Annotated in this window: 16 protein-coding genes; 7 read left to right on the plus strand and 9 right to left on the minus strand. The window is 72.1% G+C overall.

Annotation, left to right across the window (positions count from 1 at the left end):
- The first annotated feature begins 2 nt into the window (after positions 1-2).
- Positions 3-1,115 (plus strand): AAA family ATPase, encoded by a 1,113-nt coding sequence (locus ACQVFL_RS17795; protein WP_396694713.1) that lies wholly within the window; start codon positions 3-5, stop codon positions 1,113-1,115.
- A complete protein-coding gene (locus ACQVFL_RS17800) occupies positions 1,112-3,925 on the plus strand; it encodes a DUF5682 family protein (protein ID WP_431727052.1) in 2,814 nt (937 codons plus the stop codon). Before ACQVFL_RS17795 ends, ACQVFL_RS17800 begins: the two co-directional genes overlap by 4 nt.
- A gap of 58 nt (positions 3,926-3,983) precedes the next feature.
- Here the strand turns inward: ACQVFL_RS17800 and ACQVFL_RS17805 are convergent, their stop codons facing one another.
- The 3 genes from ACQVFL_RS17805 to ACQVFL_RS17815 are packed head-to-tail and all read right to left on the minus strand — an operon-like array spanning position 3,984 to position 5,045.
- The gene (locus tag ACQVFL_RS17805) at positions 3,984-4,406 is read right to left on the minus strand and encodes an SHOCT-like domain-containing protein (RefSeq protein ID WP_396694709.1); all 423 of its coding nucleotides are present in this window, start codon (positions 4,404-4,406) and stop codon (positions 3,984-3,986) included.
- A 19-nt stretch (positions 4,407-4,425) separates the two neighbouring features.
- Positions 4,426-4,686, minus strand: coding sequence for a hypothetical protein (locus ACQVFL_RS17810; RefSeq protein WP_431727053.1), 261 nt, complete (start codon positions 4,684-4,686; stop codon positions 4,426-4,428).
- Positions 4,683-5,045, minus strand: a complete 363-nt coding sequence (locus tag ACQVFL_RS17815) for a DUF2089 domain-containing protein (RefSeq protein WP_350699841.1) — start codon at positions 5,043-5,045, stop codon at positions 4,683-4,685. The genes ACQVFL_RS17810 and ACQVFL_RS17815 overlap by 4 nt, the downstream gene beginning before the upstream one ends.
- A gap of 266 nt (positions 5,046-5,311) precedes the next feature.
- Between ACQVFL_RS17815 and ACQVFL_RS17820 the strand changes: the two genes are divergently transcribed.
- The 4 genes from ACQVFL_RS17820 to ACQVFL_RS17835 all read left to right on the plus strand — a co-directional run bounded on the left by ACQVFL_RS17820 (position 5,312) and on the right by ACQVFL_RS17835 (position 9,343).
- Complete coding sequence (locus ACQVFL_RS17820; RefSeq protein WP_431729843.1) at positions 5,312-6,133, plus strand: class I SAM-dependent methyltransferase; 822 nt, start codon at positions 5,312-5,314, stop codon at positions 6,131-6,133.
- A 112-nt stretch (positions 6,134-6,245) separates the two neighbouring features.
- On the plus strand, positions 6,246-6,941 hold the full coding sequence (locus ACQVFL_RS17825; protein ID WP_396694705.1) for a YcnI family protein: 696 nt from the start codon (positions 6,246-6,248) through the stop codon (positions 6,939-6,941).
- Between the two features lie 75 nt (positions 6,942-7,016).
- Entirely contained in the window at positions 7,017-8,729 is a 1,713-nt protein-coding gene (locus tag ACQVFL_RS17830; protein WP_431727054.1) for a copper resistance protein CopC, read from the plus strand.
- Complete coding sequence (locus ACQVFL_RS17835; protein WP_431727055.1) at positions 8,726-9,343, plus strand: DUF1775 domain-containing protein; 618 nt, start codon at positions 8,726-8,728, stop codon at positions 9,341-9,343. Before ACQVFL_RS17830 ends, ACQVFL_RS17835 begins: the two co-directional genes overlap by 4 nt.
- A 109-nt stretch (positions 9,344-9,452) precedes the next feature.
- On the opposite strand, the gene katG is transcribed toward ACQVFL_RS17835, so the two are convergent.
- Positions 9,453-11,729 (minus strand): catalase/peroxidase HPI, encoded by a 2,277-nt coding sequence (katG, locus tag ACQVFL_RS17840; protein WP_431727056.1) that lies wholly within the window; start codon positions 11,727-11,729, stop codon positions 9,453-9,455.
- A 43-nt stretch (positions 11,730-11,772) separates the two neighbouring features.
- Entirely contained in the window at positions 11,773-12,198 is a 426-nt protein-coding gene (locus tag ACQVFL_RS17845; RefSeq protein WP_396694697.1) for a Fur family transcriptional regulator, read from the minus strand.
- A 327-nt stretch (positions 12,199-12,525) separates the two neighbouring features.
- On the opposite strand from ACQVFL_RS17845, the gene ACQVFL_RS17850 reads away from it, so the two are divergent.
- Positions 12,526-14,013 carry an NAD(P)/FAD-dependent oxidoreductase gene (locus tag ACQVFL_RS17850; RefSeq protein ID WP_431727057.1) on the plus strand — a complete coding sequence of 496 codons (1,488 nt, stop codon included), beginning with the start codon at positions 12,526-12,528 and terminating at the stop codon, positions 14,011-14,013.
- A 62-nt stretch (positions 14,014-14,075) separates the two neighbouring features.
- Here the strand turns inward: ACQVFL_RS17850 and ACQVFL_RS17855 are convergent, their stop codons facing one another.
- The 4 genes from ACQVFL_RS17855 to ACQVFL_RS17870 all read right to left on the minus strand — a co-directional run bounded on the left by ACQVFL_RS17855 (position 14,076) and on the right by ACQVFL_RS17870 (position 17,370).
- Complete coding sequence (locus ACQVFL_RS17855; RefSeq protein WP_396694693.1) at positions 14,076-14,858, minus strand: DUF6585 family protein; 783 nt, start codon at positions 14,856-14,858, stop codon at positions 14,076-14,078.
- A 67-nt stretch (positions 14,859-14,925) separates the two neighbouring features.
- Positions 14,926-15,870, minus strand: a complete 945-nt coding sequence (locus ACQVFL_RS17860) for an acyltransferase domain-containing protein (protein ID WP_431727058.1) — start codon at positions 15,868-15,870, stop codon at positions 14,926-14,928.
- Between the two features lie 84 nt (positions 15,871-15,954).
- Positions 15,955-16,512 (minus strand): dihydrofolate reductase family protein, encoded by a 558-nt coding sequence (locus ACQVFL_RS17865; protein WP_396694689.1) that lies wholly within the window; start codon positions 16,510-16,512, stop codon positions 15,955-15,957.
- Positions 16,513-16,584: 72 nt separating this feature from the next.
- Entirely contained in the window at positions 16,585-17,370 is a 786-nt protein-coding gene (locus ACQVFL_RS17870) for a spermidine synthase (protein ID WP_431727059.1), read from the minus strand.
- Positions 17,371-17,409 lie beyond the last annotated feature (39 nt).

The following is a 17,409-nucleotide window of genomic DNA, read 5'->3' on the forward strand; positions in this document are numbered from 1 at the left end:
TGATGTCCGAGATGCTGCGTGCCCCCGCCGAGGTCAAGTACGCCGACGAACTCGACTTCCTGGAGTCGGTGGACACCGGACCGAAGCCGTACTCGTGGCGGTTGAGCCCGCGCATGGTCCGGCTGTTCGTGCTGGGTTCGGAACGCGCCGACGGTCTGGACCGGGAGATCCCGCAGAAGTGGTTCGGCGACCGCAGCTTCGTCGAACGCAGCATCGTGACGCTGGCGTCGGACCGGGGCCTGCTGCTCATCGGTGACCCGGGCACCGGCAAGAGCTGGCTCGCCGAACTGCTGTCGGCGGCGATCTGCCGCAACTCCACGCTGGTCGTGCAGGGCACCGCCGGCACCACCGAGGACCACATCAAGTACTCGTGGAACGTCTCCATGGTCATCGCCAAGGGCCAGTCGCGTGAGTCGATGATCCCGTCGCCGATCATGACGGCGATGGAGCAGGGCGTGGTGGGCCGTTTCGAGGAGCTGACCCGGTCCACCAGCGACGTACAGGACGCGTTGATCTCCATCCTGTCCGAGAAGTACGTCTCCATCCCCGAGCTGAACGACGACAACATCGTCTTCGCCCAGCCCGGATTCTCCATCATCGCGACCGCCAACAGCCGGGACCGGGGCGTCAACGACCTGTCGTCCGCGCTGAAGCGACGGTTCAACTTCGTCCGGATCCCGGTGGTCACCAACAAACGCAGCGAGGCGGAGATCGTCCGGTTCCGGACCGAGGAGTTGCTACGCCGCCACCATGTGGAGCTGGACGTGCCGCCCACGCTGCTGGACATCCTGTTGCAGAGCTTCGCCGACCTGCGGGCCGCCGCCGCGTCGGCGACCAGCGACGACGAGAAGTTGGAGTCGGCGCTGTCCACCGCCGAGCAGATCGGGGTGCTGGAGGACGCGATCCTGCACAGTCAGTTCTTCGGCGACCGGACCCTGCGGGCCGAGACGCTCGCCGGTTCGCTGATGGGATCGCTGGCCCGACGCAGCCCGGAGGACCTGGCGATCCTCAACAAGTACCTGCACGCGGTGGTGGAGCCCCGGGCCACCGAGGACGGCGGTGAGTGGCGCGGCTTCCTCGACGGTGGCCGTCAGGCGATCGCCGCCCTGTCATGAGCGCCCCGGCGGCCGTCGGCGCGTTCGGTGCCCTGCGTGAGCAGCTCACCGACGCGGCCGCCGCGTTCGCGGGCGGTCCGGACGCGCTGGCCGACATCCTGGCCGGGATGGTCGACGACGTGGACCGGGCCCTGGGCGAGCGGCTGGAGATCTTCCCGGTCTGCCACCATTCGCCGGCCTCCGCGCTGGCCATGGTGCGTCGGTTGCGGAGCAGGCAGCCTCGGGTGATCTATCTGGAGCTCTGCGAGGACCTGCGGCCGTTGCTGGGGGAACTGCGCAACTGTCGGCTGCCGGTGGCGGTGCAGGCGTTCGCCTCCGAACTCGACGGTTTCCCCGCCGCGTGGGGTCCGCTCAGCGTGATCGCGCCGGTCACCGAGGCGTCCGCCGAGTACCAGGCGATCGCGTACGCGTTGGAGACGCCCGGGGTGGAACTGGTGCTGGTCGACCGCTCCACCGATCACGTCTTCCAGTGGTCGCCCCGTGCCGAGACACCACCACCGGGCGAGGTGCCCGGCGCGGAGAGCGGGGCCGAGGCGGGCGAACAGGCGGCCCTGCACGGCGACGCGGTGGGCGTGGAGATCGGCGACCTGCGTCCCCGGTTCGCCGAGTTGGAGGCGCACCTGCTGCACCACGGCAAGGTGCGGCACTGGTCGGAGTGGTGGGACCAGTACGTCGAGCGGCCACTCACCGTCGCCGACCACGACACCTACCGTCAGGTGATGGTGCTGATCGGCAGCCTGTTCCGGCGGTTGCGTCCCGCCGGGTCGGACCGCACCGACCGGGACGAGGACCGGGAACGCTACATGTGGACCCGGATCCGGCAGCACCTGGCGGCCTCCGGCGCGGCACCCGAGGACTGTCTCTACGTCTGCGGCGCCTTCCACGCCGCCAGCCGGGTCGAGCAGTTCGGCCTGGACTCCACCGCCCCGGACTTCGACATCTCGCCGCGCACCGCGACCCGGTGGCGGTACGGCCTGATCCCGTCCAGCCACTCGGCGATCGAGGCACAGTTCGGTCTCGCGCCCGGATCGGTGTCGATCGCGGCGGCGAGCTGGACCAGGGCGGTGAGCGGGTCGGGTGTGACGCCGTACCGGCTGGACGGCCAGCGGGGCGGCACGTCCCGGGGCCGACGGGGACGCGGCGAGCCGGATCCGGCACCGGCCGAGGCGGTCACCGACCGGCTCTCCGGGTTCCTCGCCGCTCCCCCCACCCTGGACGGGCTCGACGAGGCGGAGCTGCGCCGGTGGTGTGTGGACATCGTCCGGCTGGCCCGGCGCAACGGTTACCTGGCCAGCACCGCCGACGCGATCGCGGTGTTCGAGACCTCGATCCTGTTGGCCGGGCTGCGTGACCGGGCCCGACCCACCCCGTACGACTTCGCCGACGCGGCGGTGACGTGCATCGAGAAGGACGTGGTGCCGGGTCGGCGCGATGTGCGGCGGCTCTGCGAGATCCTGCTCGGCGGGGACCGGATCGGGCAGGTCGGCTACGACGCCCTGCCGCCGCTGGCCCGCGACGTGCTGGACCGGCTCCAGCCGCTCGGTCTGGACCTGGAGAAGCGGACCATGCAGCGGGCGCTGTTGGATCTACCGGCCAGCCCGGAGCTGGCGGGCTGCTCGGATCTGCTCTGGATGCTGCGGCACGTGCTGCCGCCCGGTGCGGTCCGTCCGATCATGGGTGAACGTCGGCTCGGTCACCGGTCCATCCAGGAGAGCTGGGACCTGGCGCTGGGCCGTCACCAGCGTGCGCTGATCGAACTCGGGTACGAGGGCGTGACCGTCGAACAGGTGCTGGAACAGCGCCTGCGTCGGGCGGCACACGGCCCGGACGCCACCGCCGTCGGTGCGCTCACCGCCGTCGAGGACGCCATCCGGCTGCTGGACAGCCCTCGGCTGGTCGAGGAACTCGGCAACCGGGCGGTGGAGCTGCTCGCCGCCGAACGTACCGTCGACGACGCGCCGCACGTGCTGCGCCGGATCCGTCGGCTGCTCGCTCACCACCAGGCCACCGCGCCGACGCTGCCGGCCTGGTGCGCGGCGTTCGTGACCACCGGGTACGCGCACTACTGCACGTTGCTGCCGACCGCCTTCGTCGAGGAGGAGACCGGCGTACGGCAGGTCGGGGCGATGCTCGGGTTCCTGTTCAGCCTGGAGAGCCTGGCACTCGCCCTGGGCTGCGAACGTTCCCAGCTCGAACTCGCGGTGGGTCAGTCCCATCCGCAGGCTCCGGCCAAGGTGGCCCTGCTCTGGGCGGCCCGGCACCAGCTCGGTCTGCTGCCCCTGACCGAGCTGCGGGCCCAGTGCCGGGAGCTGCTGGCGAACCCGCTGGTGGTGCCGGCCTTCCCGCAGTACCTGTCCGGGTTCGTGCACGCGCTGGAACCGGTGCCGGGGCTCGCGCCGTTCGTGGTGGAGACCATGTCGCCCGCGTTCGCCCGGCTGCCCGACCCGGTGCTGCTGCCCTGGCTACCCAATCTGGTCACCACGCTGCGGGAGCACGGCGCCGAGTCGGTGCCGCTGCTGGTCCGGGAGGCGGGGCGTACCTTCCCGGGCACCCTGCCCGAGCTGAACTCCTGGGTGCCGCCCTGGCTGGCCACCGCCCCCACCACCCCGACCGTCGCGGCGGGTGTCCCGGGTGTGGCGGCCGGGCCGGTGCACGCCCTGCTGGCCGGTCATCCGGAACCGGTGGACGCGGTCGCCGAGCTGTTCGGCGTCGCGGACGGCTGGCACACACCGCGTGGCGGCGCGGCGACCCTGGTGGAGACCCACCCGAGCACCGCCGAGGCGGTCGCCGCACTGTTGTCCGACAGGTGACGCGTGGTGTCGGGCCGCGCTGCCCGACACCCCGCGGCCCGGCTGCGGGACGTGCGGGTCACTCGCAGAAGACCTGCACCTTGGCCTCGGGCTGGTCCACGTCGACGGTGAGGTCGTCGAGCTGCTCGACGAGGTCCTCGATGTGCTGCGGCTTGAGCTGGGTCAGGTCGATGGGTACGCCGGACTTGGCCAGCTCGACGTTGACCTTGCTGAGCGCCTGCGGGGGGACCAGGCTGGTGAGGCGTACCCCGGCGCGCAGCAGTTGCAGCGGGACCCGGATGTTGACCTGGCCGGGACCGTCGTCGTCGTTCGAGGTCACCAGCACGCGCAGATACTTGGGGCGCGCCTTCGGGCGGTGCAGGGCCGCCGTCGGCGACGCCACCTGCTCACGCTCCAGGGCGCTGATGAGCTGTTCCGCCTCGTCAGCGGTGATCTTGCCGTCGGCCAGCATCTGGAGGATCTGGCGGCGCTGCTCGTTCATGTCGGTCCTCTTCCTCGACTCATCTCACGCTTATCAGCAGGGCCTTGCCGCCCTGCCCGATCTCGATCCGGGTGCCGGGCAGGGCGCACAGCACCTGTCCCACCCCCCGTGACGCGGCCACCGGGTTCACCCGGACGACGAGGCAGGCGATCAGGGCGACCGGGAGGGCGATCAGCAGCAGTGGCGCGAGCAGCAGCAGGACCGGCAGGACCGGTACGTACCGCCGCCGCCAGCGGCCGTCGGGGCGGCGGTGACGGATCGTCACCAACTGCGGGATCACCGTGAACTCTCCAGCTCGGTCAACGCCTGTGCGACGTCGATCTCTCCCCGCCGCAGGCGGTCGACGACGTCGGCGCCGGTGGGCCCCGGGTCGGTGTCCACGAAGTCGAGCTGGGCGGCGATCCGGTTGAGGCGGGACTTGATCGTCGGGTAGCTCACTCCGAAGATCCGCTCCATCTCCTTGATCGAGCCGTGTGACCGCACGAAGGCGGCCACGAACACCTGGTCGTCGACGCCGAGTTGGGCGAGTTGCGGCGGCTCGAACTGTCCTTCGACCGCGATGCCGCTGCCGGTGAGGCGGACCCGTTCGACCACGAACGACTGCCCACGGGTCAGATCCGTCAGTTCCTGCCAGTCCACCTGCGGCCCCCTGCCGTCGACGACGCACCTAGGACTAGTTGTAGCTTGATTTTCCTAATCTCGCAACGCCCAGACCTTAAGATAGTTCATATCAGTGGCGCTTCAGCGAGGACGTTTCTTCGAACCGAGTTCGCCAAGGAGCGACGCGCGGAGGCTGGAACGAATACCGTGATCGTTAAGGTCCGGGTGGGCTGGGTATAGAGGCACGACGATGGATGGTTCGACGGCACCACCAGACACCCAGGGGGAAGCCCGTGAGTAACCGAATCGGCGCGACTCGCGCCAGCCACGACACGGCGGCGGTGTTCGACCGCAGCGCCGCCACCTACGACCGCGTCGGCGTGGAGTTCTTCGGCCCGATGGGGCGGGAACTGGTACGCCGGGCCGGGTTGCGCCCGGGACAACAGGTCCTCGACGTCGGATGCGGGCGGGGTGCCGTCCTGCTGCCCGCGGCACAGGCCGTCGGCCCCACCGGCGGTGTCGTCGGCATCGACCTGGCTCCGACGATGGTCGACCTGACCCGCGCCGACACCGCCGGCCTCCCGCACGTCCGGGTGGAGGTCGCCGACGCCGAGGATCCACCCCTGCCCGAGGCCGCCTTCGACGCGGTGCTCGCCGGACTCGTCGTGTTCCTGCTACCCGCGCCGCTGTCCGCACTGAGCGCCTACCGGCGGTTGCTGCGTCCCGGCGGGCGGCTCGGCGTCACCACCTTCGCCGCCTACGACCCGCGCTTCACCGCGGCGCTCGGCACGCTGGCCCGGCACGTGCCGCCGGAGCGCCGCCAACCACCGGCGACCGGCCGGGAGGACGACTTCGCCACCCGCGAGTCGACCGGTGACCTGCTGCGCCGTGCCGGCTACCACCAGGTCACCGTGCACGACGTACCGTTCGAGAGCCGGTTCCGCGACAGCGACCACTTCGTCGCCTGGGTCTGGTCCCACGGAGCCCGCACGATCCTGGAGAGCATCCCGACCGAACGGCTGCCCGCCGCCCTCGCCGACGTGGCGGACGTGCTGTCCCCGGACGGCGGAAGCCTCCGGCTGACCACGACCATCCGGTTCGCCCTCGGCACCCGCGCGGATTCCTGACCACGGCAGAAATCCTCGACGATGCAGGGAACTCCGGGCGGGGTGTGCCCGACCAGGTAAGCGAGGTGCGTACGCACCGGTCGCCGCACCCCTCCCGGAAGGTCGTCCACACATGTTCCTCACACGTCGTCGGGTCGCCCAGCTCGGCGCTCTCGGGCTCTTCACCGCCGCGACCGTGGCGCTCGCCGGCTCACCGGCCGCCGCGCACGTCACGATCAGCCCGTCGGTGACGACCGCCGGCTCGTACGCCGTGCTGACGATGGGTGTGCCGCACGGCTGCGACGGTTCCGCCACCACCAAGGTGTCCATCCAGATCCCCGAGCGGATCGTCACCGTCACGCCGACGGTGAATCCGAACTGGACGGTGGAGAAGGTGATGGCGGACCTGAATCCGCCGGTCAAGGACAGCCACGGCAACGAGGTCACCCAGCGGGTCGCCGAGGTGGTCTACACCGCCAGGACGCCGTTGCCGGCCGACCTGCGGGACACCTTCGAGCTGTCGGTGAAGCTGCCCGACGCCGCCGGCGAGACGCTGGCGTTCCCCTCGGTGCAGACCTGCGAGCAGGGTGAGACGCCCTGGGTGCAGATGCCCGCCGACGGTCAGAACGCCGACGAGCTGGAGTATCCGGCACCGAAGTTCGTGTTGACCGCCGAGGCCGACGGCGACGCCGCGGTGCAGCCGGTGGCCCGGACCAGCACGGAGTCCAGTGGCGGCAGCGGCGCGGTGGGGTGGATCGGCCTGGTGCTCGGCGCGCTGGGTCTGCTGGCCGGCGGGCTGGCGCTGGCGCGTACCCGCAGGACGGCCTGACGGGCGGCAACGCAGGTGACGTCCCGTAGCGGCCTCGCGGCACGGCGGACGGCAGCAGGCGGGCGAACGCGGTGGGTGCGGTCCATCGCGTTCGCCGGCCTGCTCGGCCTGTTGGCGGCCGTCGTGCCGGCGGCGCCGGCCGCCGCCCACGCCGTCCTGCTGGGCACCGACCCGGCCGACGGCGCCGTGCTGGCGACCACGCCGGCCCAGATCACGTTGACCTTCAACGAGCCGGTGGCGGTACGCGCGGGCGGCGTCCGGTTGCTCGACGCGGCCGGCGCGGAGTTGTCCAGCGACAGCCGGTCGGTGGACACCACGGTGGTCCTGACCGTGCCGCCGGAGCTGCCCGGCGGCACCTACATCGTCACGTTCCGGGTGATCTCCGCCGACAGCCACCCCGTCTCGGGCGGATTCAGCTTCGCGGTGGGGGCGCCGAGCAGTTCCACCGTGGCGGTGCCGGAGAGCAGTCCGGGACGTGGGCTGGACGTCCTGCGTCAGGTCACCGAGGCGCTCGCGTACCTCGGCCTGCTGGTCGGCGCGGGCGTCCTGGTCTTCCTGCTGGTGCTGCTGCGCGCCGACGCGCCGGTGCTGCGGCGACGGCTGCTGCGGCTGGCCGCCTGGTCGGTGGGGCTGACCGTGGTGGCGCGGCTGGTCCTGGTGCCGGCCGTGCCCGCCTGGCAGGACGGCCGCAACCTGGACGGACTGGTCGATCCCGCGCTGTGGACCGCCGGCCTCGGTGCGGAGGAGTCCCTGAGCAGTCTGCTGGTGATGCTGGGTCTGGGTGCCGCCTGGTGGGCCACCGCGACGGCCGGGTCTCCGCCTACCGTCGAGGCGGCCGAGCCCTCGCCGGTTGCCGGGGCCACCGGTCCCGACCGGCGGGCGCCGCTGACCGCGGTGGCGTTCGCCGGTGTGGTCCTCGCCTGGGGGGCGGTCGCCCTGGTCGGCCACACCCGGACCTACGGTCCGGCCTGGCTGGTCGTCCCGGCCGACGTGCTGCACGTGGTCACCGCCGGGGTGTGGCTGGGCGGGCTGGTGGCCCTGGCCTGGACGCTGACCCGGTCGGCCGAACTGCCGCCCGGCGCGGCGGCGCGTACGGTGTCCGCGTTCTCGCGGGTCGCCGCCGTCCTCGTCGCCCTGCTCGGCGTCGCCGGGGTACTGCTCGGATGGCGCATCCTGGGGTCCTGGGAGGCGCTCCGGGACACGGCCTACGGTCTGGCCCTGCTGACCAAGGCGGGACTGACCGTCGTGGTGCTGGCGGTGGCCGCACACAACCGGTTCCGTCTGGTGCCGCGCGTCGTGGCCATCGATCGCGACGAGGGAGCTCCGGCGGCGTGGCGGCTGCTGCGGCGCGCGGTCCGGTGGGAAGCGGCGCTGCTGGTCGGGGTGGTCGCCGCCACCGGGTTCCTGGTCACGCAGAGCCCGGTCACCGAGGCCGGTACGCGTCCGGCGGCCGATGCCGGGGAGCGTCCGATCCTGGTGGAGGCTCCGCTGGGGTCGGGGCGGGCCGTGGTCCGGCTGACCCCCGGGGTGGTGGGAGTGAACTCGATGGAACTGAATCTGCTCGATGCGACGGGCCGGCCCGTCGAGCCGGTCGACGACCCCAGGTTGACGGTCCAGTTGCCCGCGATGGACGTCGGGCCGCTGGAACGGACGCTGTCGCCGACCGGACCCGGCCGGTACGAGGCGGTCGTCGACCTGCCGCTCGCCGGCTCGTGGGTGGTCCAGGTCAGCGTCCGGACCTCGAAGTACGAGAGTCCGGTCGCCCGGGTCACGGTGGACGTCGGATGACGCCGCGACGGTGGATCCGGACGGCCGCCGTGGCGGGCGGCGTGGTCGCGTACCTGGCGTTGGGGACGGCGCCGGCCTCGGCGCACGTCGAGGTCGCGGGGGCGCAGCCGAACGGTGACGGCAGCACGACCCTGACGTTCGCCTACGACCACAGTTGCGACGACTCCCCCACCACGGAACTGGTCGTCGCCCTGCCCGAGGGGGTGACCGCGACCGGCACCGTGGAACCGGAGGGCTGGTCCGCCGCGCTCTCCGGGGACCGCGTCACGTTCACCGGACCGGGGCTGGAGACAGCCGAGGTGGGCGTGACCGCCCGGATCGCCGCCCAGGCGGGCGACACGCTGCACTTCCCGGTGCTGCAACTGTGTGCCGACGGCAGTTCACTCGACTGGATCGACCGCACCGCCGACAGCGACTACCCGGCACCGAGGTTGATCGCGACCAACGCGGTGTTGGAGAACCCGCCGGAGGCGACCGCAGCGCCGCCTGCCGCCGCTGGCGGGTCCTCGCCGGAGAGCGCGGGCGCGACGTTGAACCAGGCGCTGAGCGTGGTGGTCGTCTTCGTCGCCGTCGCCGCAGGGGCGGGTTTCGTGCTCGCCCGCCGCACCGCGTAGGGACACCGCGCGGCCTGCCGGGAACGGGAGGTCGACGCGGTGTCCCACAGACGGGAGGCCCCGGTCGATCGTCGACGATCGACCGGAGCCCCTTTCGGTACGACCCGGATCAGGCCAGGTCGAACCGGTCGAGTTCCATCACCTTGGTCCAGGCGGCGACGAAGTCGGCCACGAACTTGCCGCGGGCGTCGTCGCTGGCGTAGACCTCGGCGAGCGCCCGGAGCTGCGAGTTGGAGCCGAAGACGAGGTCGACCGCGGTGGCGGTCCACTTCACCTGGTCGGTCGCCAGGTCGCGGATCTCGTAGACGTGCTCGTCGGTCTCCGACGCCTTCCACCGCGTGCCCGGGGAGAGCAGGTTGGCGAAGAAGTCGTTGGTGAGCACGCCGGGCCGGTCGGTGAGGACGCCGTGGCGGCTGTCGCCGACGTTGGCCCCGAGCGAGCGCAGGCCGCCGATCAGGGCGGTCATCTCGGGCGCGGTCAGGTTGAGCATGTACGCCCGGTCGACGAGCAGCACCTCCGGCTGGGTCTTCTCACCCGGGCGCAGGTAGTTGCGGAACCCGTCGGCTCGCGGCTCCATGACCCGGAACGACTCGACGTCGGTCTGCTCCTGGCTGGCGTCGGTGCGGCCCGGGTGGAACGGGACGGTGATCTCGACCCCGGCGTCGCGCGCCGCCTTCTCCACCGCAGCGGAGCCGGCCAGCACGATCAGGTCCGCCAGGGAGATCTTCGCGCCACCGGCCGCGTTGAACTCCCGCTGGATGTCCTCCAGCGTCTTGAGCACGGCGGCGAGCTGCTCCGGCTGGTTGACCTCCCAGTTCCGCTGCGGTTCGAGGCGGATCCGGGCACCGTTGGCGCCGCCCCGCTTGTCGGTGTAGCGGAAGCTGGCGGCCGAGGCCCAGGCGGTGGAGACGAGCTGGGCGGTGCTCAGCCCGGACTGTAGGACCTTGGTCTTGAGGGCGGCGACGTCGGCGTCACCGACCAGCTCGTGGTCGACGGCCGGCACCGGGTCCTGCCAGAGCTGGGCCTCGGGGACCCACGGGCCGAGGAAGCGGCTGACCGGGCCCATGTCGCGGTGCAGCAGCTTGTACCAGGCCTTGGCGAAGGCGAGCGCGAACTCGTCGGGGTTCTCCAGGAACCGGCGGGAGATCCGCTCGTACGCCGGATCCACACGCAGCGACAGGTCCGTCGTGAGCATGGTCGGCTTGTGCTTCTTCGACGGGTCGTGGGCGTCCGGGATGATCGCCTCGGCGTCCTTGGCGACCCACTGCTTCGCCCCACCCGGGCTGGTGGTGAGCTCCCACTCGTAGCCGAAGAGGATCTCGAAGAAGCGGTTGCTCCACTCGGTCGGCCGGTCGGTCCAGGTGACCTCGAGGCCGCTGGTGATCGTGTCGGCGCCCTTGCCGCTGCCGTGCGTGCTCAGCCAACCCAGGCCCTGCGTCTCCAGCGGGGCGCCCTCGGGCTCCGGGCCCACGTGGTCGTCGGCGATGCCGGCACCGTGGGTCTTGCCGAACGTGTGGCCACCGGCGATGAGCGCGACGGTCTCCTCGTCGTTCATCGCCATCCGGGCGAAGGTCTCCCGGATGAAGTGCGCCGCGGCGAGCGGGTCCGCGTTGCCACGGGGGCCCTCCGGGTTGACGTAGATCAGGCCCATCTCGGTCGCGCCGACGCCCGTGGCCATCTCCTGCTCGGAGACGTAGCGCTCGTCACCGAGCCAGGTGTCCTCCGGGCCCCAGAAGATCTCCTCGGGCTCCCACACGTCGGGGCGGCCGAAGCCGAAGCCGAAGGTCTTGAAGCCCATCGACTCCAGGGCCACGTTGCCGGCGAGCACGAGCAGGTCGGCCCAGGAGATCTGCTGGCCGTACTTCTGCTTGACCGGCCACAGCAGGCGGCGGGCCTTGTCCAGGTTGGCGTTGTCCGGCCAGCTGTTGAGCGGGGCGAACCGCTGGCCGCCGTCGCCGGCGCCGCCGCGACCGTCCTCGATGCGGTACGTGCCGGCGGCGTGCCAGCTCATCCGGATCATCAGACCGCCGTAGTGGCCGAAGTCGGCCGGCCACCAGTCCTGCGAGGTGGTGAGGACCTCGGTGATGTCCCGCTTGAGCGCCTCGACGTCGAGCTTGGCGAACTCCTTGGCGTAGCTGAAGTCGGCGCCGAGCGGGTTGCCCTTGGACGAGTGGGCGTGCAGCACCGACAGGTCGAGCTGGTTGGGCCACCAGTCCCGGTTGGTACGCGGGCGACCGCCGGTCTTCGGGGTGGGCGAGTCGATCGCCGGGTTCTCGCTCTCGCTGCCGTGCGCGGTCACCGAGTCGTGGGCCACGGGGCAGCCGGACTCGGCCTTCTTGTCCACGCCCTGGGCGCTCGTCGGACCGTCGTGCTGTGCGTTACTCAATGTGCTGCTTCCTTCCGACCTGGCGGATCACTGGTGGTGCGTGTCACTGGTGGTGCGTGCGGTCGCAGTCGGGGCAGGTGCCCCAGTAGACGACCTCCGCCTCGTCGACCACGAAACCGTGGTCTTCGGAGGCGGTGAGACAGGGGGCGTCACCGACGGCGCAGTCCACGTCGGCGATCGCGCCGCAGGAGCGGCAGACCACGTGGTGGTGGTTGTCCCCCACCCGGGACTCGTACCGGGCGACGGCCCCGGCAGGCTGGATGCGACGCACCAGACCGGCGTCGGTCAGAGCCCGCAGCACGTCATAGATGGCCTGGTGGGACACGGTGGGATGATCGGCCCGGACCAGCCGGGTCACCGCGTCGGTGTCGACGTGCGGGTGGTTCCGCAGCGCCGCGAGCACCGCCAGTCGGGGCCGGGTCACGCGCAACGAGACCGCACGGAGCTGGGCCTCGAAGTCGGACGTCATGCCGGCCAACCTACTCCACTCTTTTGGAATCAATCAAGTTTGCTGACGCTCCGCACGCGCGTGTCACGGTCCGTCCACGCCTCGGCGCCGACCTGCCGGCAGCCGGGACCGGTGAGCGCCGTCACAGAGGCAACGTACGGCGCGGGCCGCCGGACACGGCGCTCTGGTCCGGCCGTACGCGGAGCCGCCGAGGCACGGGTTTCGCCGCCGACGTACCGGAAATCAGATCAGATTGATCGAGCCGCCGGTTCCGTCCGGCCGGGAGCGCGCTTGAGGATGACGTGCAGACGCCGAAGGGCGTGGCTCACACCGGGACGGAGGGCGCAGATGCACCGAGACAGGAGCACCGACGGCACGGGCACCGGTGACCGGCGGCACCGGGTGGTGATCATCGGATCCGGCTTCGGCGGGCTGTTCGCGGCCAAGGCGCTGCGCCGCGCGCCGGTGGACGTGACCATGGTCGCGCGGACCACCCACCACCTGTTCCAGCCGCTGCTCTACCAGGTGGCCACCGGCATCCTCTCCCCCGGCGAGGTGGCGCCCGCCACCCGCGAGATCCTGCGCCGCCAGCGCAACGCCGAGGTGCTGCTGGGCGAGGTCACCGACATCGACCTGGAGACCCGGACCGTCACCGCGAACGCGCCGCTGACCACGTTCCGCGTCGAGTACGACAGTCTCATCGTCGCCGCCGGGGCGACGCAGTCGTACTTCGGGCACGACGAGTTCGCCGAGCACGCGCCGGGCATGAAGAGCATCGACGACGCGCTCGAACTACGCGGGCGGATTTTCGGGGCGTTCGAGTTGGCCGAGTTGGAGACCGACCCGGCGGCGATCGCGCGGTGGATGACCTTCGTGGTGGTGGGTGCCGGACCGACCGGCGTGGAGATGGCCGGGCAGATCGCCGAGCTGGCGCACCGGACCCTGCCGGGCGAGTTCCGGCGCATCGACCCGCGCAAGGCCAGGATCGTGCTGCTGGACGCCGGTGACTCGGTCCTCGGCACGTTCGGCGACCGGCTCTCCGGCAAGGCGCTGCGGCAGTTGCACCGCCTCGGCGTCGACGTGGAGCTGGGCGCCACGGTGGTCGGCGTGGACGACGACGGCATCGAGGTGGCCGACCGGGACGGCCAGCGACGGCGCATCGAGTGCAAGACGAAGATCTGGGCGGCGGGGGTGTCGGGTTCGCCGCTGGGCGCGCACCTGGCCGCGCGGGCCGGCGCCGAGACCGACCGGGCCGGTCGGGTCAGGGTCGAGCCCGACTGCACCCTGCCCGGGCACCCCGAAGTGTTCGTCGTCGGCGACCTGATGGCCCTGGACCGGCTGCCGGGCGTGGCGCAGGTGGCCATCCAGGGCGGGCGGCACGCGGCCCGGCAGATCCTGCGGCGGCTGCGGGGCGAGCCGGCGGGACAGCCGTTCCGGTACCGCGACAAGGGCAGCATGGCGACCATCTCGCGCTTCTCGGCGGTGGCCACCGTCGGGCGGCTGCGGTTGGCCGGACTGACCGGGTGGCTGCTCTGGCTCGCCGTGCACCTGTTGTACCTGGTGGGCTTCAAGAACCGGGTCACCGCCGTACTGCACTGGTTCGTCAGCTTCATCGGGCGGGGCCGCTCCGAGCGGACCGTGACGTTGCAGCAGGTGGTGGCGCGTACCGCGTTGCGGGAGGCCGGCGAGCAGACGGCGCCTCCGGTCGCACCGGCCGCCGCCGGGTCCGACGGGTCGGCGGGCAGCGCCGCCCCGGCCGACGTACCCGGCCAACGGACGGCCGTGCCGGGGCCCGAGGCGGCGCGGCCCGGTGCGCCGGAGCGGCCGACCGGCTGACCGGCTGACCGGGACGGGCGCCACCGTCGGCCGCCGTGCTCGGCTCGGTGGACGCGCGGTGCTCAGGCCGGCCGGTACAGCTCGATGTCGGTCGGCGCGCCGTGGCGTTGGAGGATGAGTACCAGCATCCACAGGTTCGGCACCCGGCGGACCAGGACCGAGACCGGCTTCGCGGCGTCGCGGGTCCAGATCTTGAGCCGGACCCGACGCAGTCGCACCACGGCGATGTCGGAGAAGGACGCGTACCTGCCGGCCGAGGCGATCCCGTCCGGGGTCACCGTGAGCGGACCGAACTCGACCCGGCCGGCCGAGGTCAGTTCGGCGAGCACCTGCGGGAGGCGGGCCGAGGCCGCCCGGCGCTCCACCTGCTCGCCCAGGTCCGCACCGTCGACCAGCGGCGGCTTCTCCAGGTTGACCCTCGTGCCGTCGGTGAGCCGCAACCGGCAGCGGTGCATCGTCGTCGCGCCGTTCTCGCTGTACATGCGGAGGTGGTAGCGCCAGACCTCGGCGATGTCTGCCCAGGCGATCGCGTGGGTGAGTCGGGTGTGGTTCTCGGCGGCCAACAGGCCGCCGTCGCACAGATAGAACCGGCGCCGGATCAGCCGCCGGGTGTCCACCGCACCCCATCCGGCGAGCAGCACCGCCGCACCGGTCAGGCCGCCCATGACCACGATCCCGACCGTGGTGGTGACCGCGGTCGTGGCGACGCCGAAGAGCACTCCCAACAGGAGGAAGAACAAGGCGGAGGAGACGCTGAGCGAGTAGCTCGGCCGGAAGGCCCGCTCCACCCGGCCGAATCCGATCTCCTCTGCGGTGTCCTCGATCGAAGCTGGTAAGCCGGACATGCCCTCAGGCTAGAGCGCCCGAGCCACACCGAGGTTCTCCGGACACGCCCCGGTCATGGCCCCGGCCCTAGATCGGGAAGTGGCCTCGACGCCAGTGCCAGTGGCGACCGGCGCGCAGGTGGTCGACGATCGCGCGGTGCAGCGCGGTGCGGCGCGGCAGCTCGTCCACGGGCGTGCTCAGGCTGCGGAACACGAACCGCAGCACCTCGACGTCGGCGTCCAGCCCGTCCGGTTCCTCGTAGGGCTCCAGGGTGAACCGGCGCTGGAACCGGACGATGTGGGAGTCCTCCGGTAGGTACTCCCGCAGTTGCGGATCGAGCAACCAGGAGCCGCAGGAGAACGTCGCGTACTCCTCGTCGGGGAAGTGGCGCGGGAAGAAGGCACGGGCCGTGTCGAGCGAGTCGGTGACGGCCCGGGGCGTCAGCGGCCCCGCCTCGGGGATGTGCAGGCCGATGCTGCCCTCGCCACGGTGGTGCTGCAACCGGCCCAACTCGTAGAGGCCGCCCCGGGCGTGCAGGGTCAACCAGCTCTGCATGACCGGCCAGCCCTCACGGTGCATCCGCCGGTCGATCGCGAGGTTGCGGCCCAGGTCCGCCAGGGTCGTCCAGGACACCGCGTCGGGGACGCCGTGGTCGCGGTGGAAGGCCCGCACCACGTCGAGCAGGGCCAGGTACGCGTACACGTACAGGTGCCGCCAGGCCGGGCCACGCTCGCGGGGCAGTTCCGGGCCCGGCGGCAGCCAGTCGTACCCACCGAGGTCGGCGCGGACCAGGGCGATCGAGCGGTCGAGCAGCCACCGCAGCTCCGGGGTCCACAGCGGCGAGTCGGGATCGGGCCAGCCCGCCAAGATCTCGGCGGCGTCGTCCGGGCGTACCGCCAGCCGGTCCAGGAGCGCGGGCGCGTCGGCCTTCGCGGGCAACGGGGCCGACGGGCGGTCACCGGCGAGCCGGTGGACGCGTGCGACGTCGTCGACGGGTACGCCGAGCCGGACGGCGATCTCCTCCAGATCCACGTCGATGAACCTACTCGGCGACGTGCGCGCCGCAAGCCCCGCCGGCCCGCCCGACGTGGCCGGTGGCGGCGATGGACTCCGGCTTCAGTGCGCGCGGCGGTAGTGCAGCGCCACCGCGCCGTTGCGCATCGGCTGCGCCGAGAGCAGTTCGAGTCGACGCGTACCCGGCAGCCCGTCCTGGTACAGCGTCGGGCCGTGACCGGCGATCCGGGGATGGACGAGCAGCTTGTACTCGTCGATCAGGTCCAACCGGTCGAGCGCGGTCGCGAGCCTGCCGCTGCCGAGGAGGACTCCGGCCGGGGTCGCGTCCTTGAGCTTCTGCACGCCCGCACGCAGATCGCCGGCGATGTGGTGGCTGTTGGCCCACGGGAAGTCCGTGCGCGTCGACGACACCACGTACTTGGGCTTGGCCTCCAGCTTGACCGCCCACTCGCGCAGGGCCGGCGGCGCCTCCACGTCGCCACGGGCGACGGCCGGCCAGGAACTCTCCATCATCTCGTAGGTGACGCGACCCCACAGCATCGCTCCGCCCTCGTCCATGAGGCCGGTGAAGTAGGCGTGCGTCTCGTCGTCGGCGATCCCCTCCTGGTGGTCGACGCAACCGTCCAGGGTGAGGTTGAGGCTGAAGACGATCCGTCCCATGGCCGGCGAGTCTAACGCCAGCACCGCGTCGGCCAGGCGATCGACGCGTCAGCGGGACGTGTGGCGGCCTGCTCAGCGCCCGGTGTCGTCGGTGCGCGGTCGGACGCCGCCGACGAAGGCGTCCACCGTCGGCCCGTGCAGCACCGCGCCCGGCACCGGGTCTCGCCGCGCCCGCGCCGCCAGGCGCGTCACCGGCAGCCGACCCGGGCGGGTGGCCGCCGCGAGCACCACGTTGCCGTACCGTCGGCCGCGCAGCATCCGCCGGTCGGCGACGACGCAGACGTCGGCGAAGACCGCGCGCAGGGTGGCCGCCTGGACCCGGGCCAGGAGCAGCGGCGGCAGGTCGGTGACGTTGACCAGATAGACGCCGTCCGGCCGCAGCAGCCGGGCGATCTCGGCGGCGAACGCCACGGTGGCCACGTGCGGCGGCATCCGGGCCGCCCGGTAGATGTCGGCGAACACCAGGTCGTACCCGTCGGCGGACGCTGCGGTGACCGCCTGCCGCGCGTCGTCCACCCGGATCTCGACTCCGGGCTGCCGCAGTGGAAGCTCCCGGGTCACCAGGTCGACCACGGCCGGGTCCCGCTCGACGACCACCTGCGCCGAGCCGGGCCGGGTCGCCGCGACGTAGCGCGGCAGGGTCAACGCGCCGCCGCCCAGGTGCAGCACGTCGAGCGGATCACCGGCCGGTGCGGCGAGGTCGGCCACGGCGGCCATCCGGCGCACGTACTCGAAGTGCAGGTAGGTGGGGTCGGCGAGATCCACGTACGACTGCTCGACGCCACCGGCCAGGAGCGTGCGACCGGTGGGCCGGGCCGGGTCGACGACCAGGTCGAGACGGTCGTCGGTGGCCTCCATGAGCAGGCAGGCTAGCCCAGCCGCCGGTGCCGCACCCGC

Source organism: Verrucosispora sp. TAA-831 (genome assembly GCF_050780145.1).
Classification (GTDB): Bacteria; Actinomycetota; Actinomycetes; order Mycobacteriales; family Micromonosporaceae; genus Micromonospora.

What these genes read in the sequence shown, in the direction of transcription:
- ACQVFL_RS17795 (WP_396694713.1), top strand. Translation starts at nt 3, where the DNA reads ATGTCCGAGATGCTGCGTGCCCCCGCCGAGGTCAAGTACGCCGACGAA.
- ACQVFL_RS17800 (WP_431727052.1), top strand. Translation starts at nt 1,112, where the DNA reads ATGAGCGCCCCGGCGGCCGTCGGCGCGTTCGGTGCCCTGCGTGAGCAG.
- ACQVFL_RS17805 (WP_396694709.1), bottom strand. Translation starts at nt 4,406, where the DNA reads ATGAACGAGCAGCGCCGCCAGATCCTCCAGATGCTGGCCGACGGCAAG.
- ACQVFL_RS17825 (WP_396694705.1), top strand. Translation starts at nt 6,246, where the DNA reads ATGTTCCTCACACGTCGTCGGGTCGCCCAGCTCGGCGCTCTCGGGCTC.
- ACQVFL_RS17835 (WP_431727055.1), top strand. Translation starts at nt 8,726, where the DNA reads ATGACGCCGCGACGGTGGATCCGGACGGCCGCCGTGGCGGGCGGCGTG.
- ACQVFL_RS17845 (WP_396694697.1), bottom strand. Translation starts at nt 12,198, where the DNA reads ATGACGTCCGACTTCGAGGCCCAGCTCCGTGCGGTCTCGTTGCGCGTG.
- ACQVFL_RS17850 (WP_431727057.1), top strand. Translation starts at nt 12,526, where the DNA reads ATGCACCGAGACAGGAGCACCGACGGCACGGGCACCGGTGACCGGCGG.
- ACQVFL_RS17855 (WP_396694693.1), bottom strand. Translation starts at nt 14,858, where the DNA reads ATGTCCGGCTTACCAGCTTCGATCGAGGACACCGCAGAGGAGATCGGA.
- ACQVFL_RS17865 (WP_396694689.1), bottom strand. Translation starts at nt 16,512, where the DNA reads ATGGGACGGATCGTCTTCAGCCTCAACCTCACCCTGGACGGTTGCGTC.
- ACQVFL_RS17870 (WP_431727059.1), bottom strand. Translation starts at nt 17,370, where the DNA reads ATGGAGGCCACCGACGACCGTCTCGACCTGGTCGTCGACCCGGCCCGG.